General features: G+C 68.2%; 19 protein-coding genes. 10 read left to right on the forward strand and 9 right to left on the reverse strand.

All coding sequences use genetic code 11. The annotated features are described in order from the left end of the window. Window positions 1–424: 424 nt before the first annotated feature. Both AQJ91_RS06870 and AQJ91_RS06875 read right to left on the reverse strand, forming a co-directional pair. Window positions 425–706, reverse strand: a complete 282-nt coding sequence (locus tag AQJ91_RS06870) for a DUF397 domain-containing protein (RefSeq protein ID WP_067017453.1) — start codon at window positions 704–706, stop codon at window positions 425–427. Then, window positions 699–1,499 (reverse strand): helix-turn-helix domain-containing protein, encoded by an 801-nt coding sequence (locus AQJ91_RS06875; protein ID WP_067017454.1) that lies wholly within the window; start codon window positions 1,497–1,499, stop codon window positions 699–701. The genes AQJ91_RS06870 and AQJ91_RS06875 overlap by 8 nt, the downstream gene beginning before the upstream one ends. 115 nt (window positions 1,500–1,614) lie before the next feature. Here AQJ91_RS06875 and AQJ91_RS06880 point away from each other — a divergent pair, with 115 nt between their 5' ends. From AQJ91_RS06880 to AQJ91_RS06895, 4 genes are all read left to right on the forward strand, one after another. Continuing rightward, window positions 1,615–3,000, forward strand: coding sequence for a class II fumarate hydratase (locus AQJ91_RS06880; protein WP_067017455.1), 1,386 nt, complete (start codon window positions 1,615–1,617; stop codon window positions 2,998–3,000). A 72-nt stretch (window positions 3,001–3,072) separates the two neighbouring features. Next, complete coding sequence (fomD, locus tag AQJ91_RS06885) at window positions 3,073–3,765, forward strand: cytidylyl-2-hydroxypropylphosphonate hydrolase (protein ID WP_199847868.1); 693 nt, start codon at window positions 3,073–3,075, stop codon at window positions 3,763–3,765. A 295-nt stretch (window positions 3,766–4,060) separates the two neighbouring features. Further along, window positions 4,061–6,142 carry an ATP-binding SpoIIE family protein phosphatase gene (locus tag AQJ91_RS06890; protein WP_079084733.1) on the forward strand — a complete coding sequence of 694 codons (2,082 nt, stop codon included), beginning with the start codon at window positions 4,061–4,063 and terminating at the stop codon, window positions 6,140–6,142. Between the two features lie 93 nt (window positions 6,143–6,235). Continuing rightward, the gene (locus AQJ91_RS06895; RefSeq protein WP_067017461.1) at window positions 6,236–7,699 is read left to right on the forward strand and encodes a catalase; all 1,464 of its coding nucleotides are present in this window, start codon (window positions 6,236–6,238) and stop codon (window positions 7,697–7,699) included. Between the two features lie 100 nt (window positions 7,700–7,799). On the opposite strand, the gene AQJ91_RS06900 is transcribed toward AQJ91_RS06895, so the two are convergent. The 6 genes from AQJ91_RS06900 to AQJ91_RS06925 all read right to left on the reverse strand — a co-directional run bounded on the left by AQJ91_RS06900 (window position 7,800) and on the right by AQJ91_RS06925 (window position 15,670). Next, complete coding sequence (locus tag AQJ91_RS06900; RefSeq protein ID WP_159054501.1) at window positions 7,800–8,294, reverse strand: hypothetical protein; 495 nt, start codon at window positions 8,292–8,294, stop codon at window positions 7,800–7,802. Window positions 8,295–8,498: 204 nt separating this feature from the next. Beyond that, the gene (locus AQJ91_RS06905) at window positions 8,499–9,242 is read right to left on the reverse strand and encodes a hypothetical protein (protein WP_067017465.1); all 744 of its coding nucleotides are present in this window, start codon (window positions 9,240–9,242) and stop codon (window positions 8,499–8,501) included. Further along, on the reverse strand, window positions 9,239–9,718 hold the full coding sequence (locus AQJ91_RS06910) for a hypothetical protein (protein WP_067017467.1): 480 nt from the start codon (window positions 9,716–9,718) through the stop codon (window positions 9,239–9,241). The genes AQJ91_RS06905 and AQJ91_RS06910 overlap by 4 nt, the downstream gene beginning before the upstream one ends. Window positions 9,719–9,730: 12 nt before the next feature. Further along, window positions 9,731–11,953 (reverse strand): glycoside hydrolase domain-containing protein, encoded by a 2,223-nt coding sequence (locus AQJ91_RS06915; protein WP_067017469.1) that lies wholly within the window; start codon window positions 11,951–11,953, stop codon window positions 9,731–9,733. Between the two features lie 728 nt (window positions 11,954–12,681). Continuing rightward, a complete protein-coding gene (locus AQJ91_RS58135; protein WP_067017474.1) occupies window positions 12,682–13,413 on the reverse strand; it encodes a hypothetical protein in 732 nt (243 codons plus the stop codon). Beyond that, the gene (locus tag AQJ91_RS06925; RefSeq protein WP_067018027.1) at window positions 13,403–15,670 is read right to left on the reverse strand and encodes a transglycosylase domain-containing protein; all 2,268 of its coding nucleotides are present in this window, start codon (window positions 15,668–15,670) and stop codon (window positions 13,403–13,405) included. The genes AQJ91_RS58135 and AQJ91_RS06925 overlap by 11 nt, the downstream gene beginning before the upstream one ends. A gap of 271 nt (window positions 15,671–15,941) precedes the next feature. On the opposite strand from AQJ91_RS06925, the gene AQJ91_RS06930 reads away from it, so the two are divergent. The 6 genes from AQJ91_RS06930 (at window position 15,942) to AQJ91_RS06955 (ending at window position 21,375) form a co-directional block, all read left to right on the forward strand. Next, a complete protein-coding gene (locus AQJ91_RS06930) occupies window positions 15,942–16,886 on the forward strand; it encodes an SPFH domain-containing protein (protein ID WP_067017476.1) in 945 nt (314 codons plus the stop codon). Continuing rightward, window positions 16,883–17,131, forward strand: a complete 249-nt coding sequence (locus AQJ91_RS06935) for a type II toxin-antitoxin system antitoxin (RefSeq protein WP_067017478.1) — start codon at window positions 16,883–16,885, stop codon at window positions 17,129–17,131. The genes AQJ91_RS06930 and AQJ91_RS06935 overlap by 4 nt, the downstream gene beginning before the upstream one ends. A 133-nt stretch (window positions 17,132–17,264) precedes the next feature. Further along, the gene (locus AQJ91_RS06940; protein WP_067017479.1) at window positions 17,265–17,789 is read left to right on the forward strand and encodes a PadR family transcriptional regulator; all 525 of its coding nucleotides are present in this window, start codon (window positions 17,265–17,267) and stop codon (window positions 17,787–17,789) included. Next, window positions 17,786–18,475: an ABC transporter ATP-binding protein gene (locus AQJ91_RS06945; protein ID WP_067017481.1), complete on the forward strand. Its 690-nt coding sequence runs from the start codon at window positions 17,786–17,788 to the stop codon at window positions 18,473–18,475. Before AQJ91_RS06940 ends, AQJ91_RS06945 begins: the two co-directional genes overlap by 4 nt. After that, window positions 18,472–20,808, forward strand: coding sequence for an ABC transporter permease (locus AQJ91_RS06950; protein ID WP_067017483.1), 2,337 nt, complete (start codon window positions 18,472–18,474; stop codon window positions 20,806–20,808). The genes AQJ91_RS06945 and AQJ91_RS06950 overlap by 4 nt, the downstream gene beginning before the upstream one ends. A 33-nt stretch (window positions 20,809–20,841) precedes the next feature. After that, window positions 20,842–21,375: an alkyl hydroperoxide reductase gene (locus AQJ91_RS06955; protein WP_067018030.1), complete on the forward strand. Its 534-nt coding sequence runs from the start codon at window positions 20,842–20,844 to the stop codon at window positions 21,373–21,375. A 20-nt stretch (window positions 21,376–21,395) separates the two neighbouring features. Here the strand turns inward: AQJ91_RS06955 and AQJ91_RS06960 are convergent, their stop codons facing one another. Then, window positions 21,396–22,787 (reverse strand): AI-2E family transporter, encoded by a 1,392-nt coding sequence (locus AQJ91_RS06960; protein ID WP_079084734.1) that lies wholly within the window; start codon window positions 22,785–22,787, stop codon window positions 21,396–21,398. Window positions 22,788–22,917: the final 130 nt, after the last annotated feature.

Genomic DNA, 22,917 nt, shown 5'->3' on the forward strand with positions numbered 1-22,917 from the left:
TGCCCACCCACAGCCCGTTTACGGTCGGGAAAGAGGTTCACCTCGCCTCGCGACTCGGTCGCGAAAGGTGGCCCGTGGCAGCGTGTTCAGCGGCTGACGCGGAACTCCAGCTTCTGGTAATCCGGGTCTTCCAAGTTGAGCGGTGCGCGGACGCCGGGCGCCACTGGTAAGCCGCGAGGATGTGACAGTTTCCGCGGGAGTGTCACATCCCCGGCTTACGAGGGCCCTGCGGGCGGACGTCGACCAACAGGGGCGCACCGCTCAAGTTCGAAGACCCGGTAATCCCCGCCACCGGTCGCGCGGATGTAACCGCGCGCCGCCTCGTAGTCGCCACCGGACCGGTGATGCCTGAGGCAGGGAAGCATGCGCTGCCTCCTGTGGGGTGGTGGATCTCCCCCCTCTTCCCTACCTCACTCTCCGACGGTCACTTCAGGTCCGCCTCCTGGAGGGCGGTGACGAACGAGGTCCAGGCGGACGGGGCGAAGACGATCGCCGGGCCGTGTGGGGTCTTGGAGTCCCGGACGGGGAGCCCGTGGGGCTGATCGTCGAGGACTTCAAGGCAGTCGCCGTCGTTGCCGCCGCTGTAAGAGGATTTGCGCCAACCGTCCAGCACTTCGAGGCAGTCGCCTGCGTTCCCTCCGCTGTAAGAAGACTTTCGCCAGCCCTTCAGCGCGGAGGCATCAGCGATGATGTACTGCTCAGTCATGGTGGCCGTATTCCTTCGCGATCGACCGCATCAGGGCCAATGACTCCTTCTGCGACAGGGCGTCTCCCAGCACGAGATCGTAGGCGGCCTGGATGCGCTCGACCAGAGCCGGTTCGTCGTGCACCGTTCCGGTGAGGAATGCTTCGACGTAGACAGCCGGGGGCTGGTCCTCGAACCACATCAGCTTGGCCTGGCTTACGAGCAGCGGGTGACAGCCGACGCCGAAAGGCACGACGTGCACCCGGATCCGCTCGTCCTGCACCAGCCGTACGAGGTGGGTGATCTGTTCCGCCATCACCTTTGGGCCGCCGATCGGCCGCCGCAGCACCGCCTCGTCCAGCAGTACCCAGATCACGGGCATGTTGGGGTCGTCGAGAATCCGCGCCCGATCGAGCCGGGTGGCAACGTCCTTGGCTCGCTCCTCCTTGCCCACAGGCGGATACGAAGCGTCCCGCAACACGGCATCCGCGTACGCCTCGGTCTGGAGAAAGCCGGGCACGAACGACAGCGCGAACTCCCGGATGACGGACGCCTGTTGCTCCAATTCCAGCGCGGCACCGAAATGCGCCGCCACCGGCCTGCGATCATTCCCCGGCCGAAAACTGCTCAGCGCACCGCCGGTGTTCAGCACCGCGTCCAACCGCCGCGCATCCTCCTTCGACGGCACCCGCCGCCCCGCCTCGATATGCGCGATGTGCGTCCGAGACATGATCGCCTCGTCCGCCAACTGCTGCTGCGTCTTACCCGCCGCCTCCCGCTGCTGCCGAAGCCAGTCGCCGTACGTCGTCCCCATGCGCACCCCTTCGTGACACACCACTTACGCACCGCCACTGTCAGTGTGCACAGAACGCCCACCCCACGTGGCGTAAATCCGGAACATCCCCGGCCCCCCGATCGCTGTACCCGGCATGAGCGACTACCGCATCGAGCACGACTCCATGGGCGAGGTCCGCGTCCCCGTCGACGCCAAGTGGCGTGCCCAGACACAGCGTGCCGTCGAGAACTTCCCCGTCTCCGGCCAGCGCATCGAGCGCGCCCATATCGAGGCCCTCGCCCGGATCAAGGGCGCCGCCGCCAAGGTGAACGCGCGGCTCGGGGTGCTCGACAAGGATGTCGCCGAGGCCGTTCAGGAGGCGGCCGGTGAGGTCGCCGAGGGACGGTGGGACGAGCACTTCCCGGTTGACGTCTTCCAGACCGGGTCCGGGACCTCGTCGAACATGAACACCAACGAGGTCATCGCCACCCTCGCGACCGAGCGGCTCGGGCGGGCCGTGCATCCCAACGACCACGTCAACGCCTCCCAGTCGTCCAACGACGTCTTCCCGTCCTCCATCCACATCGCCGCCACCGCCGCCGTCACTCGCGACCTGATCCCGGCCCTGGACCATCTCGCCGGGTCGCTGGAACGGAAGGCCGAGGAGTTCGCCGACGTCGTCAAGTCGGGGCGCACGCATCTCATGGACGCCACGCCGGTGACGCTGGGCCAGGAGTTCGGGGGCTACGCCGCCCAGATCCGCTACGGCATCGAGCGGCTGTACGCCTCCCTCCCCCGGCTCGCCGAACTGCCCCTTGGCGGCACCGCCGTGGGCACCGGCATCAACACGCCCCCCGGCTTCTCCGCCGCCGTCATCGAGGAGGTCGCCCGCGCCACCGGGCTGCCGCTCACCGAGGCCCGCGACCACTTCGAGGCGCAGGGTGCCCGGGACGGCATCGTCGAGACCAGTGGGCAGCTGCGGACGATCGCGGTCGGGCTGACGAAGATCGCGAACGACCTGCGCTGGATGTCGTCCGGGCCGCGTACCGGGCTCGCCGAGATCTCGCTCCCCGACCTCCAGCCCGGGTCGTCGATCATGCCGGGCAAGGTCAACCCCGTCGTCCCGGAGGCCGTGCTCATGGTCGCCGCGCAGGTCGTCGGGAACGACGCAACCGTCGCCACCGCCGGGGCCGCGGGGAACTTCGAGCTCAACGTGATGCTTCCGGTCATCGCGAAGAACGTCCTGGAGTCAATCCGGCTGCTCGCCAACGTCTCCCGGCTGCTCGCAGACCGGACCGTCGACGGCATCGTCGCGCACCGGGAACGCGCCCTCGAATACGCCGAGTCCTCACCCTCCGTGGTCACCCCGCTCAACAAGTACATCGGGTACGAGGAGGCCGCCAAGGTCGCCAAGAAGGCGCTCGCGGAGCGGAAGACCATCCGCCAAGTCGTCCTGGACAGCGGTTATGTGGAGCGCGGTGACCTCACCGTCGAACAGCTCGACGAGGCTCTCGATGTCCTGCGGATGACACGTCCGTAACCAGTCGTCGCCCCGGCGAGAACCGCGACGCGCGCCGCAGCGTCGTTTGGCCATGGCACCTAATATCTGGTCATGGCAGACGGTGGAGCGGTGACGGCGGTGGAAGCGGACGGGTCGACGGCGTACTGGGCACCCGGGAGTCAGATCCTGTGGCGGTACCGGGAGAACGCCGGCGCGCAGTTCCACATCGCACGCCCCGTGACCGTCGTGCGCGACAGCTCCGAAGTGCTCGCCGTGTGGCTGGCGCCCGGCACCGAGTGCGTCAAGCCCGTGCTCGCCGACGGAACACCGGTCCACCTGGAGCCGCTGGAGTCGCGCTACACCAAGCCCCGGACCGTACAGCGCGACCGCTGGTTCGGCACGGGTGTGCTGAAGCTGGCGCGGCCCGGCGAGCCCTGGTCGGTGTGGCTGTTCTGGGAGCCGGGCTGGCAGTTCAAGAACTGGTACGTGAACCTGGAGGAGCCGCTGACCCGTTGGGGGGGCGGTGTGGACTCCGAGGACCACTTCCTGGACATCTCGGTGCACCCGGACCGCAGTTGGCGCTGGCGGGACGAGGACGAGTTCGCGCAGGCCCAGCAGGACGGGCTGATGGATGCCCGGCTGGCCGAACAGGTGCGGTCGGCGGGGCGGTCCGCGGTCGAGATGATCCGCTCCTGGGGGCCGCCGTTCACGGACGGCTGGCAGCACTGGCGCCCGGATCCGGCCTGGGCTGTACCGTCACTTCCGGAGGACTGGGACCGCACTCCCGCGCATCTGTCCACATGAGACCCTTGATGCGCCCCCGGTGCACAACCGTAGGATCGTCCTCCGCAAGGGCGTACGGCAGCAACTACTTGAGCTTGCGCCGGGCTTGACCGATCGTCACCGAGGGGCGGCAGGACGTGAGCGAGGGGTACGAGGGCAAGGGCCCTGAGGACCGCAGACGGTCCACCGGTGGCACAGGAACAGCCTCTGACCACGCGGGAATTCCGTTCCTGGGGCAGGTATTCCGGGTATCGGCATTTCGGCGGGACCAACTGCACACCTGCTGTGCAGCCCTGGACGGACGGATTCGACACGCGTGACGGAGCACCCGACCTCCTACGAGCGCCCCCAGCCGGGCGTCGACCCCGCGGACCCCCGCGGGGCGTTCGCACGTACCTCGACGCCCCCGTGCCCCACCCCCGGCGCCTTACCCGCACAGGCCCGTACCGGAGAGACACCCACCCCCTCCACGCAGGGCACCACCGCACCGTCCGGCAATGACAAGGCCCCTGTGAGCAACGGTCCCGAACACTCCCAGCCCGCCACCGCCGCCGAGGCCGACACCCATCGGCCCCGGCCCGTGCCCGAGGCGATCCCGGCCCAGCCCGGCACCGAGCAGGCCCCCGCGCCCGCCGAGCGCCGCTCCGGGCAGGGTCTGCCGCCCGGGCGGCCCACGCCGATGCGGCGGGACGGCGACCGGCTGCGGTTCGTGGGCGCCGCCACCCGGCGGATCGCCCGCGGTATCGACCTCGACGAGATCGTGATGGGGCTGTGCCGGGCGACCGTGCCCACCTTCTCCGACGCGATCCTCGTCTATCTGCGCGATCCGCTGCCGGTCGGCGACGAGCGGCCCACCGGTCCCCTCGTGCTGCGGCTGCGCCGCACCGACCGGATCCCGGAGGAACGGGACACCGACAACGCCGGTTTCCTGCCCGCTCAGCCGCCGGAGCCGACCGAGCTGACGGAACTGTCCGCCGTCACCGCCGAGTTGTGCGAAGTACGGCCCGGCGGCGCGCTCGCGGAGGTGCTGCGGGGCGTCCGTCCCGTCTTCACCGACGTGTCGGCCGTCCGCGCCGCCCTGCCCGAACTCCTCGGCGACGGCGGCCAATCCATCGTGCCGAACGGCCAGCGCGCCATCCTCGCGCCGCTGCGCGGCCGGCGCCGGGTCATCGGCGCCGCCGTCTTCCTGCGCCGCCCGGAGCGCCCGCCCTTCGAGCCCGACGACCTCCTCGTCGCCGCCCAGCTCGCCACCCACAGCGCGCTCGGCATCGACAAGGCGGTGCTGTACGGCCGTGAGGCGTACATCGCCGACGAGCTGCAGCGCACCATGCTCCCGGAGACGCTGCCCCGCCCTACGGGCGTACGGCTGGCGTCGCGCTACCTTCCCGCCGCCGAGACCGCGCGCGTCGGCGGCGACTGGTACGACGCGATCCCGCTGCCGGGCAGCCGGGTGGCGCTGGTGGTGGGTGACGTCATGGGGCACTCCATGACCAGCGCGGCCATCATGGGCCAGCTGCGGACCACCGCCCAGACCCTGGCCGGGCTGGACCTGCCGCCGCAGGAGGTCCTGCACCACCTCGACGAGCAGGCCCAGCGCCTCGGCACCGACCGCATGGCGACCTGCCTCTACGCCGTCTACGACCCGGTGTCGCACCGCATCACCATCGCCAACGCCGGGCATCCCCCGCCGGTCCTGCTGCACCTGGGCGGCCGTGCCGAGGTGCTGCGGGTGCCGCCGGGCGCGCCGATCGGCGTCGGCGGCGTCGACTTCGAGGCCGTGGAACTGGACGCGCCGGCCGGAGCGACCCTGCTCCTCTACACCGACGGGCTGGTCGAATCCCGGCTCCGCGACGTGTGGACCGGCATAGAGCAGCTGCGGGAGAAGCTCGCCGCGACCGCACAGCTCACCGGGCCCGACCATCCGCCGCCCCTGGAAGCCCTGTGCGACGAGGTGCTGGACATGCTCGGGCCGGGCGACCGGGACGACGACATCGCGCTGCTCGCCGCCCGCTTCGACGGGATCGCGCCGAGCGACGTGGCGTACTGGTTCCTGGAACCGGAGGACGCGGCCCCCGGCCGGGCCCGGCGGCTCGCCCGGCGCGCGCTGTCCCGGTGGGGCCTTGAGGACCTCACCGACTCGGTCGAGCTGCTGGTCAGCGAGGTCGTGACGAACGCCGTGCGCTATGCGTCGCGGCCGGTCACGCTGCGGTTGCTGCGCACGGATGTGCTGCGCTGTGAGGTGGGGGACGACGTGCCCCAGCTGCCGCGGCTTCGGCAGGCGCGGGCCACGGATGAGGGCGGGCGTGGGCTGTATCTGGTGAACAAGCTGGCCAGGCGGTGGGGGGCTACGCGGTTGAGCACGGGGAAGGTGGTCTGGTTCGAGCTGAACCGGAGTTAGACATGATCCAAAAGGTGCCGATGTCCCGATGCCGGAGTTGACTGGCTGGGGTGAGCGAAGCGACCTGACGACCTCATGATGGGGAGGACGATCATGACGCAGACGCCCCAGCAGGCTCCGTACACCACCAACAACGCCGGTGTCCCGGTGGAGAGCGACGAACACTCGCTCACCGTGGGGCGCGACGGCCCGATCCTGCTGCACGACCACTATCTGATCGAGAAGATGGCCCAGTTCAACCGGGAACGGGTCCCCGAACGGGTGGTGCACGCCAAGGGAGCCGGCGCATACGGCACCTTCGAAGTGACCAACGACGTCAGTCAGTTCACCAAGGCGATCGTGTTCCAGCCCGGCAAGCGGACCGACATGCTGGCCCGCTTCTCCACCGTGGCCGGCGAGCAGGGCAGCCCGGACACCTGGCGCGACCCGCGTGGCTTCGCGCTCAAGTTCTACACGGAAGTCGGCAACTACGACCTGGTCTGCAACAACACACCGATCTTCTTCGTACGCGACACGATCAAGTTCCAGGACTTCATCCGCTCCCAGAAGCGGCGGCCCGACAACGGCCTGCGCGACAACGACATGCAGTGGGACTTCTGGACGCTGTCCCCGGAGTCCGCGCACATGGTCACGTGGCTGATGGGCGACCGCGGCATCCCCAAGACGTACCGCAACATGAACGGCTACGGCTCCCACACCTACATGTGGAACAACGTGGACGGCGAGCGGTTCTGGATCAAGTACCACTTCAAGACCGACCAGGGCATCGACTTCCTCACCCAGGAGGAGGCCGACCACCTCGCCGGAGTCGACCCCGACGTGCACCGGCGCGATCTGTACGAGGCGATCGAGCGCGGCGAGCATCCCTCGTGGACGCTGTACGTGCAGATCATGCCGTTCGAGGACGCGGCCGATTACCGCTTCAACCCGTTCGACCTGACCAAGGTGTGGCCGCACGGTGACTACCCGCTGATCGAGGTCGGCCGGATGACGCTCAACCAGAACCCCGACAACTACTTCATCCACATCGAGCAGGCGGCGTTCGAGCCCAGCAACCTGATCCCCGGCGTCAGCGTGTCACCGGACAAGATGCTGCTCGGCCGGATCTTCTCCTACCCGGACACCCACCGGTACCGCATCGGTCCGAACTACGCGCAGCTCCCGCCGAACCGTCCGCACGTGCCGGTGCACTCCTACGCCAAGGACGGCCCGATGCGGTTCGACCCCGCGCGAGTGGCCGCCCCCTACACACCCAACTCCAAGGGCGGACCGGCCGTCGACCCCGAGCAGTTCGACCCGGCAGCCGGCTGGGCATCCGCAGGCGAGATGGTCCGCAACGCGTACACCCTGCACCGGGAGGACGACGACTGGGGCCAGCCGGGCACGATGGTCCGACAGGTGCTGGACGACGCGGCCCGGGATCGGCTCGTCTCCAACGTCAGCGGACACCTGAAGCAGGGGGTGTCCCGGCCGGTTCTCGACCGGGCCCTGCAGTACTGGCGGAACATCGACAAGGAGATCGGCGACAGGATCGCCCACAGCGTCGACCGGAGCTGAACCTACGAGATCGCCTATTGCCCATCCCCCGGATCCACCGGATCCAGTGAGACGTCGTCCGTCGGCTTCGTCGTCGGTGGCTAGGTTGGAGTCTTCGAATTTAGGCGGGGTAGTCAGGACGCGACGACGGCTGGGGTGGTCTGTGAACGCGTTTCTCAACGCATGGATCCTTCCGACAGGCAAAGGGGATCTTCCCGCGCCGTACGGCCGCCCCCGCAGCGAGGACAAGACAGAGGCCGCTCACCACGAACAGTGCCACCACGGTGGGCGCAATCCAGGCGGGAACAAGGTTGATGACACCGTGGTCCGTGTGGCGGACCTGGCGGACGGGAAGAAGGGAGACGGCCTCACCATTGTCCCCGAACACCGAGACCACGCCGAACATGTTGATCAGCCAAGCAGCACTCGCAAGGAGCACTGCCACTTCCAGCAGGGCTCCGTAGGCCTCGCTCATCAGTAGAGCTCGCTTGGTCCACGAGATGATGATGACCTTTGCGGTCAGAAGACCGATGGCCAGGACGGTAGTGGCCAAGACGACGACAAGAATGCGGCGTCTCCCTTCATCGAGCAGACCGGGCTCCCGCTGCAGCAGCACGGCCCCGCGGTGCACTTTGGGGAGGTCACCTCCCCTAGCAGCTCGGTGGCCCGGCGGTGGGGTGCCACCCGGCTGAGCACCGGCAAGGTGGTCTGGTTCGAGCTGAACCGGGGCTGAGGACGAGAACGACAACGGGTTGGTCCCAGCGGTGCGGGGACCAGCCCGTTGTCGAAACCCGTCAGACCATGCAGCTGGTTCAGATGCTCAGGACTGCTGCCGGGCAAGGCGTTCGGCGGCACGCTTCCGTGACGGCTGGAGTGGGTCGACGCCGGAACCGGCGCCCTCGCCGGGAGTCCAGTCCCAGCCTCGGATCTTCTCCGCGACCTCCGTCAGCCTGCCGTCACCGGGCTCGACGTCTATGTAGAACAACGCCTCGTCCGGTCGCTTGTCGTCGCCGCCCCACCGGACCACGCCGTCGCACTCGGCGAGGATGTCCCGGATCACCACCGTCTGGTGCGGGAAGAAACCACCCCGCACCCCGGAGGGGTAGAAACCGGGCCGGATCTGCACCGCCGTGCCGGAGGCCTGGTTCGACTCGGCCAGGCCCTTGCGTACCTTCGAGGGGTGGCGCCAGCCGGTGAGGTCGTCCCGGCGCAGTTCGTCGATCTCGTAGTGGAAGCGGCGGATCACATGGACAAGGACGGTTTCGACGTCGCCCATGCGGACCTGAACGCCGTCGACGGGAGTGCCCGGGACGGGTCTTGTGTAGATGTGGCCGCGGTCGTCCGCGATCTTTTCCATCTCCCACCCGTTTGCCGAAGGGATGCCGCTCAGGACTCGCTTGTTGCGTTCCTGCGCTCGTCGTATCGCCTCGCGAAGCTTGTCCGGTTCGGGTGTCCTGGTCGCCGCGTGAACGGGAGGTGTCAATGCCGCTGCGGCGACGGCTGCGCCGGCGGCCACGAAGACGGCACGGCGCAATGCCGTACGACGGGAGATATTCACAGTCACGCAGTTCTCTCCTTGTAGTGGATGTGGGAGCGCGCAGCGAATGCGGTGAGAGCAACAGCGGTCACTGCGGACATTCCTGCCACGGGGTTCACGTAGCCGGGAACAGCGGCTTCGTACGTCCTCCCGCCCTTGACGTGGCACCCGAAGTGCAAGGGGATGAACGAGGTTTCATATCGGTCAATGACAACCTCGGACCTTTTTTCGGGGCCACCCAACACCTGTGTACAGGCGGCGGCTTGAGCGCTTTCGTCCAGCAACAGAAGGTGCAGAACGCCCCATGTGTACATGCCGATCGTCACGACCCACGCCAGGACCGCCGCGCCCTTGAGCAGGCTGCCCAGGGTCTGTTTTGCGGCGGCTCGGATCAACGTCACGACCGCGTAGATTGCAAGCCCCGGTGTGGCGATGAGTCCGGCCAGCGCCAGCAGAAGCACAGCAACGGGGTTGTGGCCTGCGTATGGTTCGTCTCCCGACATGCGTGCAGCCTGTCACGAATTCCGGGCGATGGAGTTGTACTTCTCCATGACCTGATACAGCGCCAAGCGCTGCTTCGCGTGCGCCTTCGCCTCGTCGTTCGTGCCCTGGTATCGCCGCAGAACCTCGTAGATCTCGTTCTCAGTGTAATCCAGGCGCATCGGGCGCAGCGTCGTCTCATTGTTCCCGCTGCCCGGCGCTCCGTCGGCGTTCCAGAGATGGATCAGTGGCACGACCGACAGGGCAAACTGGTTGTCGTCCCGGCACTTGCGCCACGTGCTGTAGAGACTGTCGTCATTGACCGGGTCGATGACGCTGCCGGTGACATATCCCTTTCCAACGGCGTGGTTCCATGCCCGTACCGCCGTGATGCCGAAGATCTGGCAGATACCGGTGGAGGTGTCCTTGAACTTTCCGGTCGTCTCATAGGCCGTGATGACGGCCAGGTCCGCGCTTTCGTCGATCACGTCGACGTGCCTCATCTCCCAGTAGGCGGAAGTCTGGATGAGGGCCTTGCGCATGTTGTAGCGGTAGGCGAGCAGGGTGATGTCTGAGTCGTAGTCGACAACGGTCGTCTGGAAGCACTTCCAGTGCTGCCACTTCCTCGTGCCGCCGTCGTTGGGGAACCCGATCGACTCCATGTACTTGCCGACGTCCGTCATCATGGCTTGCACGAGATCCGGATCGAGGCTGGCGTCAGGAACGACGCCCCTGGGCTGGTTGAAGGATCCCTGACCGGTGTCGCGGCCGGATGCGATGTTGACGTCGATGTTGATCGCTCCGCTTCCGGAGCCGACGGTCTTGGTGACGATCTGGTCGTAGGCCCAGTTCTCAGGGAGCGGGTAGCCGAAGTTCCCCGAGAACCCGGCGGACATGTCGGACACGAACGATGCCGAGGCGTGGCCCGCGTCCGAAACACGCGTACACACGTTACGAGGGCCGTAGACGCCGATGCCGTAACGGCTGCCGTCGTCGCGTATCGCGTCCTCGATGCCCTTGAAGTGGGGCAGGACGTTATCGGTGACTTCGTAGTCGTAGGCGTCGAAGTCGACAGCGAAGAAGATCCTCGTTCCCGACTTGAACCCATGGTCGAGGGCAGCGTTGATCGCTGCCTGACCCGCAGCACGCCCCAGAGGGTAGCTGAAGTCGTCGGCGCCGCGGCCGAAGGTCTGGTAGATGGGGAAGCACCGCAGGCCGTGGTCGGCGATGGTCTGGAGCTCACCGGGCTGGATCTCCTTCTCGGGGACCGTGCCGCCGCCGGGGACCGGGTTGGTCAGATAGCGGCCGACGTAGGTGATGCCCTCGGCCTTGAGGGTCTGTGCCCGCTCCGGGGTGATCTTGGTTACGCCGTCGCAGGCCGCACCCTTGCGGGTCTGGTCGCCGAAGGAGACGAGGAGGGAGGCCCAGGTGGAGTAGTCGCCCAATCCCGTCACGGGGAGCTTGACGAACGACTGGAACGAACGGACCGCGTCGGCGAGGGAGGCGGTGAAGGTGCTGGCGAAGGAGACGGGCCGCTGGTTGAGCAGCATGCCGGCGGTGAACAACTGCACCCAGGTACCGGACGATCCGACCGACAGAGTGTGTTCCTTGAGACCGGCCTGGGTGCCGGGACCGAAGTTGCCGTTGGCGACGCCATCGGCCATCCCGATGGTGTACTGGACCGCGAAAAGCATCGCCTTGGCGACGGTACGGGAGTGATGGCCGTCGCACGGGACGATGAAGAAGTCCCGGCGCTGGACGAACTCACCGTTCATCCACTGCTGGACAGCACGAATCTGGTCCGAGCCGTTGTTAACGGTGATGTACGGGTCCATGTTCAGAAGTCCCTTGAACACCTTCGGGACCACGTCACTGCCGGGGTAGGCAAAGTCGACGCCCATGTCCTTCTTCAGGTTGATCACCGAGGCTTGGACACGCTCGTTGAAGGTGCCGTCGATCTCGCCGCCGTCGTAGCCCTTGCAGTACAGGCCGGATTGGATGATCCGGATGATGTTCTGCGGGGTACCCGCAACGCCGATGCGTGGATACTTCGACTGGAGCGTGGAGAGCGTGGTGGGGCCGAAGTTGTCCGACAGGCCGGTGATACCCAGCTCATACTGGAGCGCCCGAGTGAGGGCGTACATGACGGTCCAGCTCGTCTCTCCGTTTTCGACGAGCCTCGATATGCCCAGCTTCGCACCGTAGTCGTACGTGCCGTTGATGAATTGCTGGGCTCTGCGCACCATCTCATCGGCCATGAGTGTGGCTCTCCTTCAAAAAGGTCGTGTCCGAGTACTGGGGCGTGACAGCACCCCCATCGGTGCGGGACAGGCAAGAGTTGAAGAGTGACGGCCTCACCACGAGGTGAGACAGCTCAAAGGCGTGGCGTGGCAACGCAAGTGCGATGAGGACGCGCGCATGACTGACGGCACTGCGGCATCAGAAGGCCTCCCCCGTGATGATGATGTCCCCGCGATCGTTTGGGGTGCAGGTTCCAGCGGCGTGGTCAGAGCCCCGGGCGTGGTGATCACCATAGGCACAGGGGGAACACGAGGAGCAAGGGCTTACTGCTGAGCCACCTGATGCGATGGCGTGAACACGGCCGTCCGAACGCGCGGTTCCGGAACGAGCGACTGAGCCGCCTCGCTCATGCCATACCTGTGGCGAAGCCATGAAGCGGAATGCCGGGAATGGCATTTTGCGCGCAGTAAAGATGTCCAAAACTGCTACTACGCAATCTACTATTTACGCAGTTGCGCGGCCGGGCGGGGAACGAAGAGCACGCAAAGCAACCGCTTCAGCCTTGCATGACATTGATCACACCTGCGAAATCTCAGCTCAATACCTATGCTGCGAAAGCAAGTTCGAGTTCCGCCCGAGATCATGACCAAGATTCGAGGACGAGACGCCTGATGAAGCGCACGCTCGGTAGAACTATCGCCATCGCTGTCACAGCTGCGGGGATCGCGTTGACGAACACGTCCGCTTACGCGGACGGATCCAACGTCACCGCCTGGACGCAACAGGACAGCAGCGGCAGGTCGGGGGGTGGGGTCACCTTCAAGCCGTACGGGGAACACCTGTACATCGCCGACAACGTCAAGAACGGCGAGTCGGTCGTCGCGCACATACAGTACGGCTCGAAGGACCAGTGGTGGTTCAACAGCGGCGGCGCGGGCACCACGCGGCACCTCGACTTCGATATCGCCGAAGGCACTGAGGTGGCCGTCGCCGCCTGCCGTGGCCACTGGAAGGGCAGCGTCGCGAAGAGTGAGATCTGGGCCTGCGGCCTCTGGAAGGTCACCAAAGCCTGACATCGGTAGCTTGCCCAGTACTTGACGCACGAGAAGGCGCCCGACCTACCGCCGGGCGCCTTCTCGTTGCTATTGGTCGTCGCCGGGTCCACGGTGACGTCGTCCGTCGGTTTGTCCGTCGGTTCCACCGTGGGCTCCTCGGTCGTCGGCGTCTCCGTCGGCTCCTCGGTCGTCGGCTCCTGCGTCGGCGTCCAGGTCGGCTGGACCGCCGCACCCTGGTCGGTATTGAGGTCGAACTCGGCATCCGTCTTCGTCACGCCGAACATGTACGCCGCCCAGATCTCCGCCGGGAAGCCGCCGCCGTTGACGCGGTCGTTGCCGCCCGCGCCGTACATCTTGACCTGCGGGTGCGGAGTCTTGTCGTCCTCACGGAAGCTGAACCTACGAGATCGCCTACTGCCCATCCCCCGGATCCACCGGATCCAGTGAGACGTCGTCCGTCGGCTTCGTCGTCGGCGTCGGGCTCGGGGGCTGGGTTGTCGGCTCCTCCGTCGGTTCCTGGGTGGTCGGGGTCGCGGACGGGGTCTGCGACGGGGGCGCTGTGGTCGGGGCCTGCGTCGTCGGCTGCTGCGTCGGGGTCTGGGTCGGGCGTTGGGTCGGGGTCGGCGTCCGGGTCGGCTCGACCGCCGCGCCCTGGTCGGTGTCCAGGTCGAACTCGGCGCTCGTGGACGTCACGCCGAACATGTACGCCGCCCAGATCTGCGCCGGGAAGCCGCCGCCGTTGATGCGGGGCAGGCCGGCGACCTTGTACAGCGGGACCTGCGCACCGGTCTTGTTGTCCTCGCCGAACAGGCCGACCGCAGTGACCAGGTCGGGCGTGTAACCAGTGAACCAGGCCGACTTGTTGTTCTCGGACGTGCCCGTCTTGCCCGCGACCTCCTGGCCGTCGCGCTTGGCGTTGTCGCGGACGGACGTCCTGGCCGTACCGTCGTCGACCACGCCCGTGAGGACCGAGGTCACCGTGTCGGCGGCCTCGCGGCTGATGACCTGCTCGCCGACCGGGTCCGGGAACTCGACCTTACGGGTGTTGTTCTCGACGGACTTGATGAGGGCCGGGGTGACCTTCTTGCCGTGGTTGTCGAGGGTGGCGTAGACCCCGGCCATCTCCAACGGGCTCGCGCCCATGGTGCCCAGGGTCTGCGCGGGCACCGCCTTCAGGTCGGCGGAGTTCATGCCGAGCTTCTCCGCGACGGCCACCACCTCGTCCATGCCCACGTCGACGCCCAACTGCGCGAACACGGAGTTGATGGACTTGTTCATCGCCGTCTGGACGGTGACGTCGCCGTAGTTCCCGTCGTCCTCGTTCTCCGGGGCGAAGGCGATGTCGCTGCCCTTGACGGGGCGCTTGCTGGTGCCGTCGTAGATCGTGTTCGCGGTGATCGGCTTGCCGGACTGCGTCTTCGCGTTCTCCTCCAGGGCGGCGGCGAGGATCACCGGCTTGAAGGTGGACGCGGGCTGGTAGTCCGTGCGGGTCGCGTTGTTCCTGAAGTGCTGCAGGTAGTCCACGCCGCCGTACATCGCGACGACCGCGCCCGTCTTGGGGTTCACGGACACCGCGCCGGCCTGGACGTCCGCGTCGACCGGCCGCTCTTTCTCGTCCAGTTTGCTGGTGAGCTGTGCCTTGACGGCCTTCGCCAGCGCCGTCTGCTTCTTCTTGTCGATGTTGAGCGTGATGGTCCAGCCGCCGTTCCGGCGCATCACCTCGGCCTGCTTGATGTTCTCGGCGGCGCCCTGGGCGACGAGCCGCTGCTCCAGCGCGTCGTTGGCGGCCTCCACCAGGTAGCCGGTCTGGCCGGCCTTGCCGGGGTCGCCCTTGGGCTTCTCGGGCACCGGGAACTTCATGGCCTGGCGCTCGGACCTGTCCAGCCAGCCCTCCTCGACCATGTTGTTCAGGACGTAGTTCCAGCGCTCCTGCACCAGCTTCCTGCTGGCGTCCGACGCGACCGCCCAGTCGTACTGGCTCGGCGCCTGCAGCAGCGCGGCCAGATACGCGCCCTGCTCGACCTCGAGGTCCTCGGCGTCGACGTGGTAGTAGGCCTGGGCGGCGGCCTGGATGCCGTAGGCGTTGCGGCCGTAGTAGCTGGTGTTGATGTAGCCGGCGAGGATGTAGTCCTTGGACTTCTCGCGGTCCAGCTTCAGCGAGATGACCATTTCCTGCAGCTTGCGGGAGACCGTCTGGTCCTGGGTCAGGTAGTAGTTCTTGACGTACTGCTGGGTGATCGTCGAACCGCCCTGCGCGCCCTTGCCGGAGAGCGTGTTGAGCAGACCGCGCGCGGTGCCCTTGAGGTCGACGCCGGAGTCCTTGTAGAAGGTCTTGTTCTCGGCGGCGACGAAGGCCTGCTGCACCTTCTTGGGCACCTTGGCCAGGGGCACGACCTCGCGGTTGACGGTGCCGTCGCGGGCCAGGAGCGTGCCGTCGCTGTACTCGTAGACGTTGCTCTGCAGCTTGGCGTCGGCGTTCCCCTCGGGGATGTCGATCACCAGGTACAGCACGATGAACGCGCCGATCCCGAGCAGGCAGGCGCCGAGAAACGTGCCGAGGAGCTTCTTCCAGGTGAAGAAGCGGCGTATGCCGCTCTTCCCGTCGCCGGCCGCGCGGCGCCCGGGCGCGGCGCGGTGGCCACCGCGCTGTCGCGCTCGTCTCTCTTCCGCTCGTCCCATGGGTCCGATCCGCTCCGCTTCGTTCATGTGTGCTCACGTGCCACACAGGTTCGCCGCTCAGGTCAGCTCAGAAAGCTAACACCGGGAGTTGTGACAAAGGGCAGCTGATCCAGCCTTTTACGGACGTGAGAATCAGCACCCGTTCCACTGGAACCGACGTATGAGAGGGGTTGAGGGTTGCTGCGGCAGGGTAATCTGATATCACTTAGCTAGACCGAAGCTATGCAGTGCTACGGCTGTACGAGGCCGTACGAGAAACGGGGGATCACCCATGTCCATACGCGATTCGCAGGTCACCGCGGTCACCGCGGACGTACCCGAGATGCCCGCCCCACGCGTGCGTGAGTTCCAGGCGCACAGCATCGGCGGCGGTCTTGCCCTGCTGCTGGGGCTGCTCGGGCTCGCGGCCGGCGTCGGGATGGTGGTGTCCGCCACGGCGGTCTCCGCGACCGGCATCAAGGCCGTGCTGATCGTCGGTGGCATCCTGATCGGGCTCGGCGCCTTCGTCGCGATGTGCGGGCTGAACATGGTGGCACCGGGCGAGGCCCGGGTCGTCCAGCTCTTCGGGCGGTATCGGGGGACGATCCGGCAGGACGGGCTGCGCTGGGTCAACCCGCTGACGTCCCGGACGAAGATCTCGACGCGGGTGCGGAACCACGAGACGGCTGTCCTGAAGGTCAACGACGCCTACGGCAACCCGATAGAGCTCGCCGCGGTCGTGGTGTGGAAGGTCCAGGACACCGCGCAGGCCAGCTTCGAGGTGGACGACTTCCTGGAGTTCGTCTCCACCCAGACCGAGGCCGCGGTGCGGCACATCGCCATCGAGTACCCGTACGACGCCCATGAGGAGGGCGGCCTGTCGCTGCGCGGGAACGCCGAGGAGATCACCGAGAAGCTCGCCACCGAACTGCACGCGCGCGTGGAGGCGGCCGGTGTGCAGATCATCGAGTCACGCTTCACGCACCTCGCGTACGCTCCCGAGATCGCGTCGGCGATGCTCCAGCGGCAGCAGGCCGGGGCGGTCGTCGCGGCGCGGCGGCAGATCGTGGACGGAGCGGTGGGGATGGTCGAGGCGGCACTGGCCCGGATCTCCGAGCGGGACATCGTGGAGCTGGACGGGGAGCGCAAGGCGGCGATGGTGTCGAACCTGATGGTGGTGCTGTGCGGTGACCGGTCGCCGCAGCCCGTCCTGAACACGGGGACCCTCTACCAGTGACGGTTCCCCCCGAGGAGTCCTCGCCCAGGCGGCGGCCGCAGCAGCGCAAGCAGGTGCTGCTGCGGCTGGACCCGCTGGTGTACGACGCGCTGGCGCGGTGGGCGGGCGACGAGCTGCGCTCGGCCAACGCGCAGATCGAGTTCCTGTTGCGGCGGGCGCTGGCGGAAGCCGGGCGCCTGCCGGGCGGGGCGGGGCCGATTCCGCGGCGCGGGCGCCCGCCCGCCGAGCAGGAGCCGGAGGCCTAGGCCGGTCCGGTCGGCCCGGTCCGTGTAGCAGAACCGTGACAATCGGCCCCGACCTGCGCTCCCGCACCCCTGGCCGTGGTCCGCACACGGCGCGTATACACGGCGCGTATACACCCTGTGTACTGTGCTTCCCATGTCCATCGGTCATACCCTTCTGGGACTCCTGGAGTCCGGCCCCTGTCACGGCTACGACCTGAAGCGGGCCTTCGACGAGAAGTTCGGTCACGACCGGCCGCTGCACTACGGCCAGGTCTATTCGACGATGTCCCGGCTGCTGAAGCACGGCCTCGTGGAGGTCGAGGGCATCGAGCCCGGCGGCGGCCCGGAGCGCAAGCGGTACGCGATCACCGAGGCCGGCATCACCGACGTACAGCAGTGGCTGGCGACGCCGGAGAAGCCGGAGCCGTATCTGCAGTCGACGCTGTACACCAAGGTCGTCCTCGCGCTGCTCACCCGGCGCAACGCCGCCGACATCCTCGACACCCAGCGCGCCGAGCACCTGCGCATGATGCGGATCCTCACCGACCGCAAGCGCAAGGGCGATCTGGCGGACCAGCTGATCTGCGACCACGCCCTGTTCCATCTCGAGGCCGATCTGCGCTGGCTGGAACTCACCGCCGCGCGCCTCGACAAGCTGGCGGAGGTGGTGGTCAAGTGACGCCGCCGCCCGGTTCTCTGCTCGCGGCCCAGGAGCTGCGCAAGGCCTACGGGCCGACGGTCGCCCTCGACGGCGCCGAGTTCTCCATCCATCCGGGCGAGGTCGTCGCCGTGATGGGGCCGTCCGGCTCGGGGAAGTCGACCCTGCTGCACTGTCTCGCCGGGATCGTGCCACCCGACTCGGGGTCGATCACGTACAACGGGCGCGAGCTCGCCACGATGAGCGACGCCCAGCGCAGTGCGCTCAGGCGTTCCGAGTTCGGGTTCGTGTTCCAGTTCGGGCAACTCGTGCCGGAGCTGACCTGTGTGGAGAACGTCGCCCTGCCGCTGCGGCTCAACGGGACGAGCCGCAAGGAGGCCGAGCGGACCGCGCTGACCTGGATGGAGCGGCTGGAGGTCGACGACCTGCGCAAGAAGCGGCCCGGTGAGGTCTCCGGCGGTCAGGGGCAGCGCGTCGCCGTGGCCCGTGCGCTGGTCACCAGCCCGCGCATGCTGTTCGCCGACGAGCCGACCGGCGCGCTCGACTCCCTCAACGGCGAGCGGGTGATGGAGCTGCTCACCGATGCCGCCCGGTCCACCAACGCGGCCGTCGTGCTGGTCACGCACGAGGCGCGGGTCGCTGCGTACTCCGACCGCGAGATCGTCGTACGGGACGGCAAGTCCCGGGACATGGAGCGCGTCGTATGAGAGTGCGGCAGTGGGCCAAGGACTTGGCCATGGGGGTGCGGTTCGCCTTCGCGGGCGGACGGGAGGGCTGGGTCCGGGCCCTGCTGACGGCCGTCGGCGTCGGGCTCGGGGTGGCACTGCTGCTGCTGACGACCGCGATACCCAACGTGCTGAACGCCCGGAGCGACCGGGGGAACGCGCGCACCGACATCACGTACAGCGGCACGCAGATACCGAAGGCCGCCAACACGCTGATCGTCGCGAACGTCGATACGACCTTCCGTGACCTGGACGTCCGCGGCCGGGAGCTGGAGATCGAAGGGCCAAAGGCGCCGCTGCCGCCGGGCCTGGAGCGGTTCCCGGCGGTCGGCGAGATGGTGGTCTCGCCCGCGCTGAAGCGGCTGCTGGACTCGGACGGGGGGAAGCTGCTGCGGGACCGGCTGCCGGACCGGATCGTCGGGACCATCGCGGACCAGGGGCTGATCGGCTCGGGCGAACTCGCCTTCTACCGCGGCGGCGAGAACCTCGCGGCGCAGATCGACGGCTACCGGATCACCCGTATCGACCGGTACGGCGATCCGGAGGCGACCAGTGAGGGGTTCGACCCGGTCCTGATCCTGCTGATCCTCGTCGTCTTCGTGGCGCTGCTGATGCCGGTGGCCGTGTTCATCGCGGCGGCCGTGCGGTTCGGCGGCGAGCGGCGCGACCGGCGGCTCGCGGCGCTGCGGCTGGTCGGCTCCGACAGCCGGATGACCCGGCGGATCGCGGCCGGCGAGGCGCTCGCGGGCGCGCTGCTCGGGCTGGTCTTCGGCACCGTCTTCTTCCTGGTCGGCCGTCAGATCGCGGGCACCGTCCAGGTGTACCGGGTCAGCGTGTTCCCGAGCGATCTGAACCCCTCGCCCGCGCTGGCCCTGCTGGTCGGCGCCGCGGTGCCGGCGGCGGCCGTGCTGGTCACGCTGTTCGCGCTGCGCGGGGTGGTGATCGAGCCGCTCGGTGTGGTGCGTACGGCGAGGCCCTCGCGGCGCCGGCTGTGGTGGCGGCTGCTGCTGCCGCTGGCCGGGCTCGCGATGCTCTACACGATGATCGGGCAGGGCCGGGACAACGGCAACTTCAACCGGTACCTCGTCATCGGCGGCGTCCTGCTGTTGCTGGTCGGGGTGACCGCGCTGCTGCCGTGGATCGTCGAGGCGGTCGTCGCCCGGCTCGGGGCGGGCGGACTGGCCTGGCAGCTGGCCGTGCGCAGGCTGCAGTTGAGCAGCGGTACGGCGGCCCGCATGGTCAACGGGGTCGCGGTGGCGGTGGCCGGGGCGATCGCGCTGCAGATGCTGTTCGCCGGCGTGGAGGGCGACTACACCGAGGACTCCGGGTTCGACGTCACGCGGGCGCAGATGCAGGTGTCCGTGCCGAGCGGTGTCGAACTCGACGGCGCCGTCGAGAAGTTCCGGGACACCGACGGCGTCCGCGAGGTCTACGCGTACGCCGAGGGGTACCTGGGTGAGAGCCGCCGGGATCCGGAGCGCGGGTCCGAGTTCACCGTCGGCGACTGCGCGTCGCTGCGGCAGGTGGCCGACCTGCCCTCCTGTCGGGACGGCGACGTCTTCGTCGTACGGGGCGCGGAGCAGGACGAGGACACCGCGGTGCTGGCGAAGCAGCCGGGCCGGACGCTGTACCTCGACCCGACGTACGAGGGCGCGTTGCAGCGGAAGGAGGTCGCCTGGCCGGTGCCGCGGGATCTGAAGGAGGCCGGGACCCGCAAGGACCTGACCGGCTGGGAGCGGGGCGGTTTCCTGGTCACCCCGAAGGCGCTGACGGCCGAGGCCGCGACGGCCCTGGACGGACAGGTCTACATGTCCGTCGACGCGACCGTGCCCGACGTGCAGGACCTCGTCCGGAACACGGCGGCGTCCGTCGACTCCCTCACCTACCCCATGGCGCTGTACTCCACCTCGCAGACCGACCGCTTCGCCTCCATCCGCACCGGCCTGTTCGTCGGCGCCGCCTGTGTCCTGGCGCTGATCGGCGCGAGCCTGCTGGTCTCCCAGCTGGAGCAGCTGCGCGAACGCAAGAAGCTGCTGTCGTCCCTGGTCGCCTTCGGCACCCGGCGCCGCACACTGAGCCTGTCGGTGCTGTGGCAGACGGCGATCCCGATCACCCTGGGGCTCCTGCTGGCCTCGGTGGTCGGCCTGACGCTGGGCACGGTCCTGCTGCGGATGACCGACACGCCGGTACGCGTGGACTGGACGAGCGTCCTGTCGATGACCGGCGTCGCCGCCGGGGTGGTCCTCGTGGTGACCCTGCTCAGCCTGCCACCGCTGCTGCGGCTGATGCGGCCGGACGGGCTGCGCACGGAGTGACGGCGACTGGTTGACGGCCGGAGAATGGTGGACATGTCCCTCGACTCCCTCAAGTCCTCCATACCGGACTACGCCAAGGACCTGAAGCTCAACCTGGGCTCCGTCATCGGCAACTCCGGCCTGCCGGTCCAGCAGCTGTGGGGCACGGTGCTGGCGACCGCGATCGCCTCGCGCTCCCCGATCGTGCTGCGCGAGCTGGCACCGGAGGCGAAGGAGAACCTGTCGCCGGAGGCGTACACGGCGGCGAAGTCCGCGGCCGCGGTGATGGCGGTGAACAACGTCTTCCACCGCACCCGGCATCTGCTCTCCGACCACGAGTACGGCACCCTGCGCGCGGGTCTCCGTATGCACGTCATCGGCAACCCCGGTGTCGACAAGGCCGACTTCGAGCTGTGGTCGCTGGCCGTCTCCGCGATCAACGGCTGCGGGGTGTGCCTGGACTCGCACGAGCAGGTGCTCCGCAAGGCGGGCGTTGACCGCGAGGTCGTCCAGGAGGCGTTCAAGATCGCGTCTGTGATCCAGGCGGTCGGTGTGACCCTGGACGCGGAGGCCGTTCTCGCCGAGTAACCGCGTTTACGGGGCCCTGCTCACCCTTGGTGGGCGGGGCCCTCGGTGTTGCGGTGGGCGTCCCCGGGGGCTGCGCCCCCGGATCCCCCTTCGGCCTGAACGGCCTCGTCCGCAGTCGCCGGACGGGCTGCATGACGCTGACCGGCGCTTCGCAGCTGCTGTTCCTGCGAGTACCACCGCAGGTACCCGACCACCGTGTTCGACACCGCCACCAACGGCACCGCCACCACCGCACCGCCGATACCCGCCACCATGCCGCCCGCCGCGACCGACAGGACCACCGCCAGCGGGTGGACGCGGACCGCGCGGCCGAGGATGAACGGCTGGAGGATGTGGCCCTCGATCTGCTGCACCGCCAGGACGACCACCAGGACCATGACCGCCGTGAAGACGCCCTGGGTGACCAGCGCGACCACCACCGCCAGCGCGCCCGACACCACCGCGCCGACGAGCGGGATGAAGGCGAACAGGAAGATGAAGACGGCGAGCGGGACGGCCATCGGAACGTCGAGGAAGTAGATGCCGAGGCCGATGAAGATGGCGTCGATCAGGGCGACCACCACCGTGCCGCGGACGTAGGCGGTGAGCGTGCGCCAGGCGCGCGGGCCCGCGCCGGCCACGCCGGGCCGGGCCGCCGCCGGGACCAGCTTCAGCGTCCACTCCCAGATGCGGCGGCCGTCGTAGAGCAGGAACAGGGTCGAGAACATCGTCAGGAGGATGCCGGTCAGGGCCTCCACGACGACGGTCACGCCCTCCAGGCCGGCCGAGGTGATCTGGTCGGTGTTCGCGCCGATCGCCTCGCGCAGGTTCTCGGCGATGTCGTTGATCTGCTTGTCGGTGACGTGGAACGGGCTGTTGAGCAGCCAGTTCCGCAGCTCGTCGATGCCGTCCTGGACCTGGTCGGAGAGGTTGTCGATGTTCTCCATGACCTGCCAGGTCACGAACCAGCCGATCAGGCCCATCACGACGAAGCCGAGTATGGCCGTGAGCGCCGTGGCCAGGCCGCGCGGGAAGCCGTAGCGCATCAGCCGGGCGACGGTCGGCTGCAGGATCGCCGTGATGAGCAGTGCGGCCGCGAAGGCCAGCACCAGGAGCTGTACGGCGCTGATGACCCGCATCAGGACCCACACCGTGCCCGCCAGCACCAGCAGCCGCCAGCCGGCCTCGGCGGCCACCCGTACGCCCCAGGGCACCGCCTGCGCGGGGTCGGGGCGGGGTGACGGCACCGCGGGGGCGTAGTCGGGGGGCGGCGGAACCTGCTCGGTGGCGGGGGCCGGGGGCGGGGACGGGGCCGCCTGCCGGTCGGCCACGGCCTGCTCTCGGGCCACTTCCGCGCGGCGTTCGTTCAGCCGCTCGCTCATCTCGGTCAGTCCGGCGCCGATCCGGCCGAGCCACCCTGGCACTCGCGACATGATCCGTCCCTCTCCCCCGTTCTTCCCCACCACTCCCCCCTGGAGCCGTGATGTCCCGACCGTACACGGAGGTGCGCGAAAGCCCCTCACCGAAAGGACGGTGAGGGGCTGCGCAGGGTTGAGCGGCGGC

The sequence above is a fragment of the Streptomyces dysideae genome (assembly GCF_001514305.1).
GTDB lineage: Bacteria > Actinomycetota > Actinomycetes > Streptomycetales > Streptomycetaceae > Streptomyces > Streptomyces dysideae.

What these genes read in the sequence shown, in the direction of transcription:
- AQJ91_RS06925 (WP_067018027.1), bottom strand. Translation starts at nt 15,670, where the DNA reads ATGGGACGAGCGGAAGAGAGACGAGCGCGACAGCGCGGTGGCCACCGC.
- AQJ91_RS06910 (WP_067017467.1), bottom strand. Translation starts at nt 9,718, where the DNA reads ATGTCGGGAGACGAACCATACGCAGGCCACAACCCCGTTGCTGTGCTT.
- AQJ91_RS06875 (WP_067017454.1), bottom strand. Translation starts at nt 1,499, where the DNA reads ATGGGGACGACGTACGGCGACTGGCTTCGGCAGCAGCGGGAGGCGGCG.
- AQJ91_RS06960 (WP_079084734.1), bottom strand. Translation starts at nt 22,787, where the DNA reads ATGTCGCGAGTGCCAGGGTGGCTCGGCCGGATCGGCGCCGGACTGACC.
- AQJ91_RS06930 (WP_067017476.1), top strand. Translation starts at nt 15,942, where the DNA reads ATGTCCATACGCGATTCGCAGGTCACCGCGGTCACCGCGGACGTACCC.
- AQJ91_RS06955 (WP_067018030.1), top strand. Translation starts at nt 20,842, where the DNA reads ATGTCCCTCGACTCCCTCAAGTCCTCCATACCGGACTACGCCAAGGAC.
- AQJ91_RS06915 (WP_067017469.1), bottom strand. Translation starts at nt 11,953, where the DNA reads ATGGCCGATGAGATGGTGCGCAGAGCCCAGCAATTCATCAACGGCACG.
- AQJ91_RS06880 (WP_067017455.1), top strand. Translation starts at nt 1,615, where the DNA reads ATGAGCGACTACCGCATCGAGCACGACTCCATGGGCGAGGTCCGCGTC.
- AQJ91_RS58135 (WP_067017474.1), bottom strand. Translation starts at nt 13,413, where the DNA reads ATGGGCAGTAGGCGATCTCGTAGGTTCAGCTTCCGTGAGGACGACAAG.
- AQJ91_RS06950 (WP_067017483.1), top strand. Translation starts at nt 18,472, where the DNA reads ATGAGAGTGCGGCAGTGGGCCAAGGACTTGGCCATGGGGGTGCGGTTC.
- AQJ91_RS06895 (WP_067017461.1), top strand. Translation starts at nt 6,236, where the DNA reads ATGACGCAGACGCCCCAGCAGGCTCCGTACACCACCAACAACGCCGGT.
- AQJ91_RS06870 (WP_067017453.1), bottom strand. Translation starts at nt 706, where the DNA reads ATGACTGAGCAGTACATCATCGCTGATGCCTCCGCGCTGAAGGGCTGG.
- fomD (WP_199847868.1), top strand. Translation starts at nt 3,073, where the DNA reads ATGGCAGACGGTGGAGCGGTGACGGCGGTGGAAGCGGACGGGTCGACG.
- AQJ91_RS06940 (WP_067017479.1), top strand. Translation starts at nt 17,265, where the DNA reads ATGTCCATCGGTCATACCCTTCTGGGACTCCTGGAGTCCGGCCCCTGT.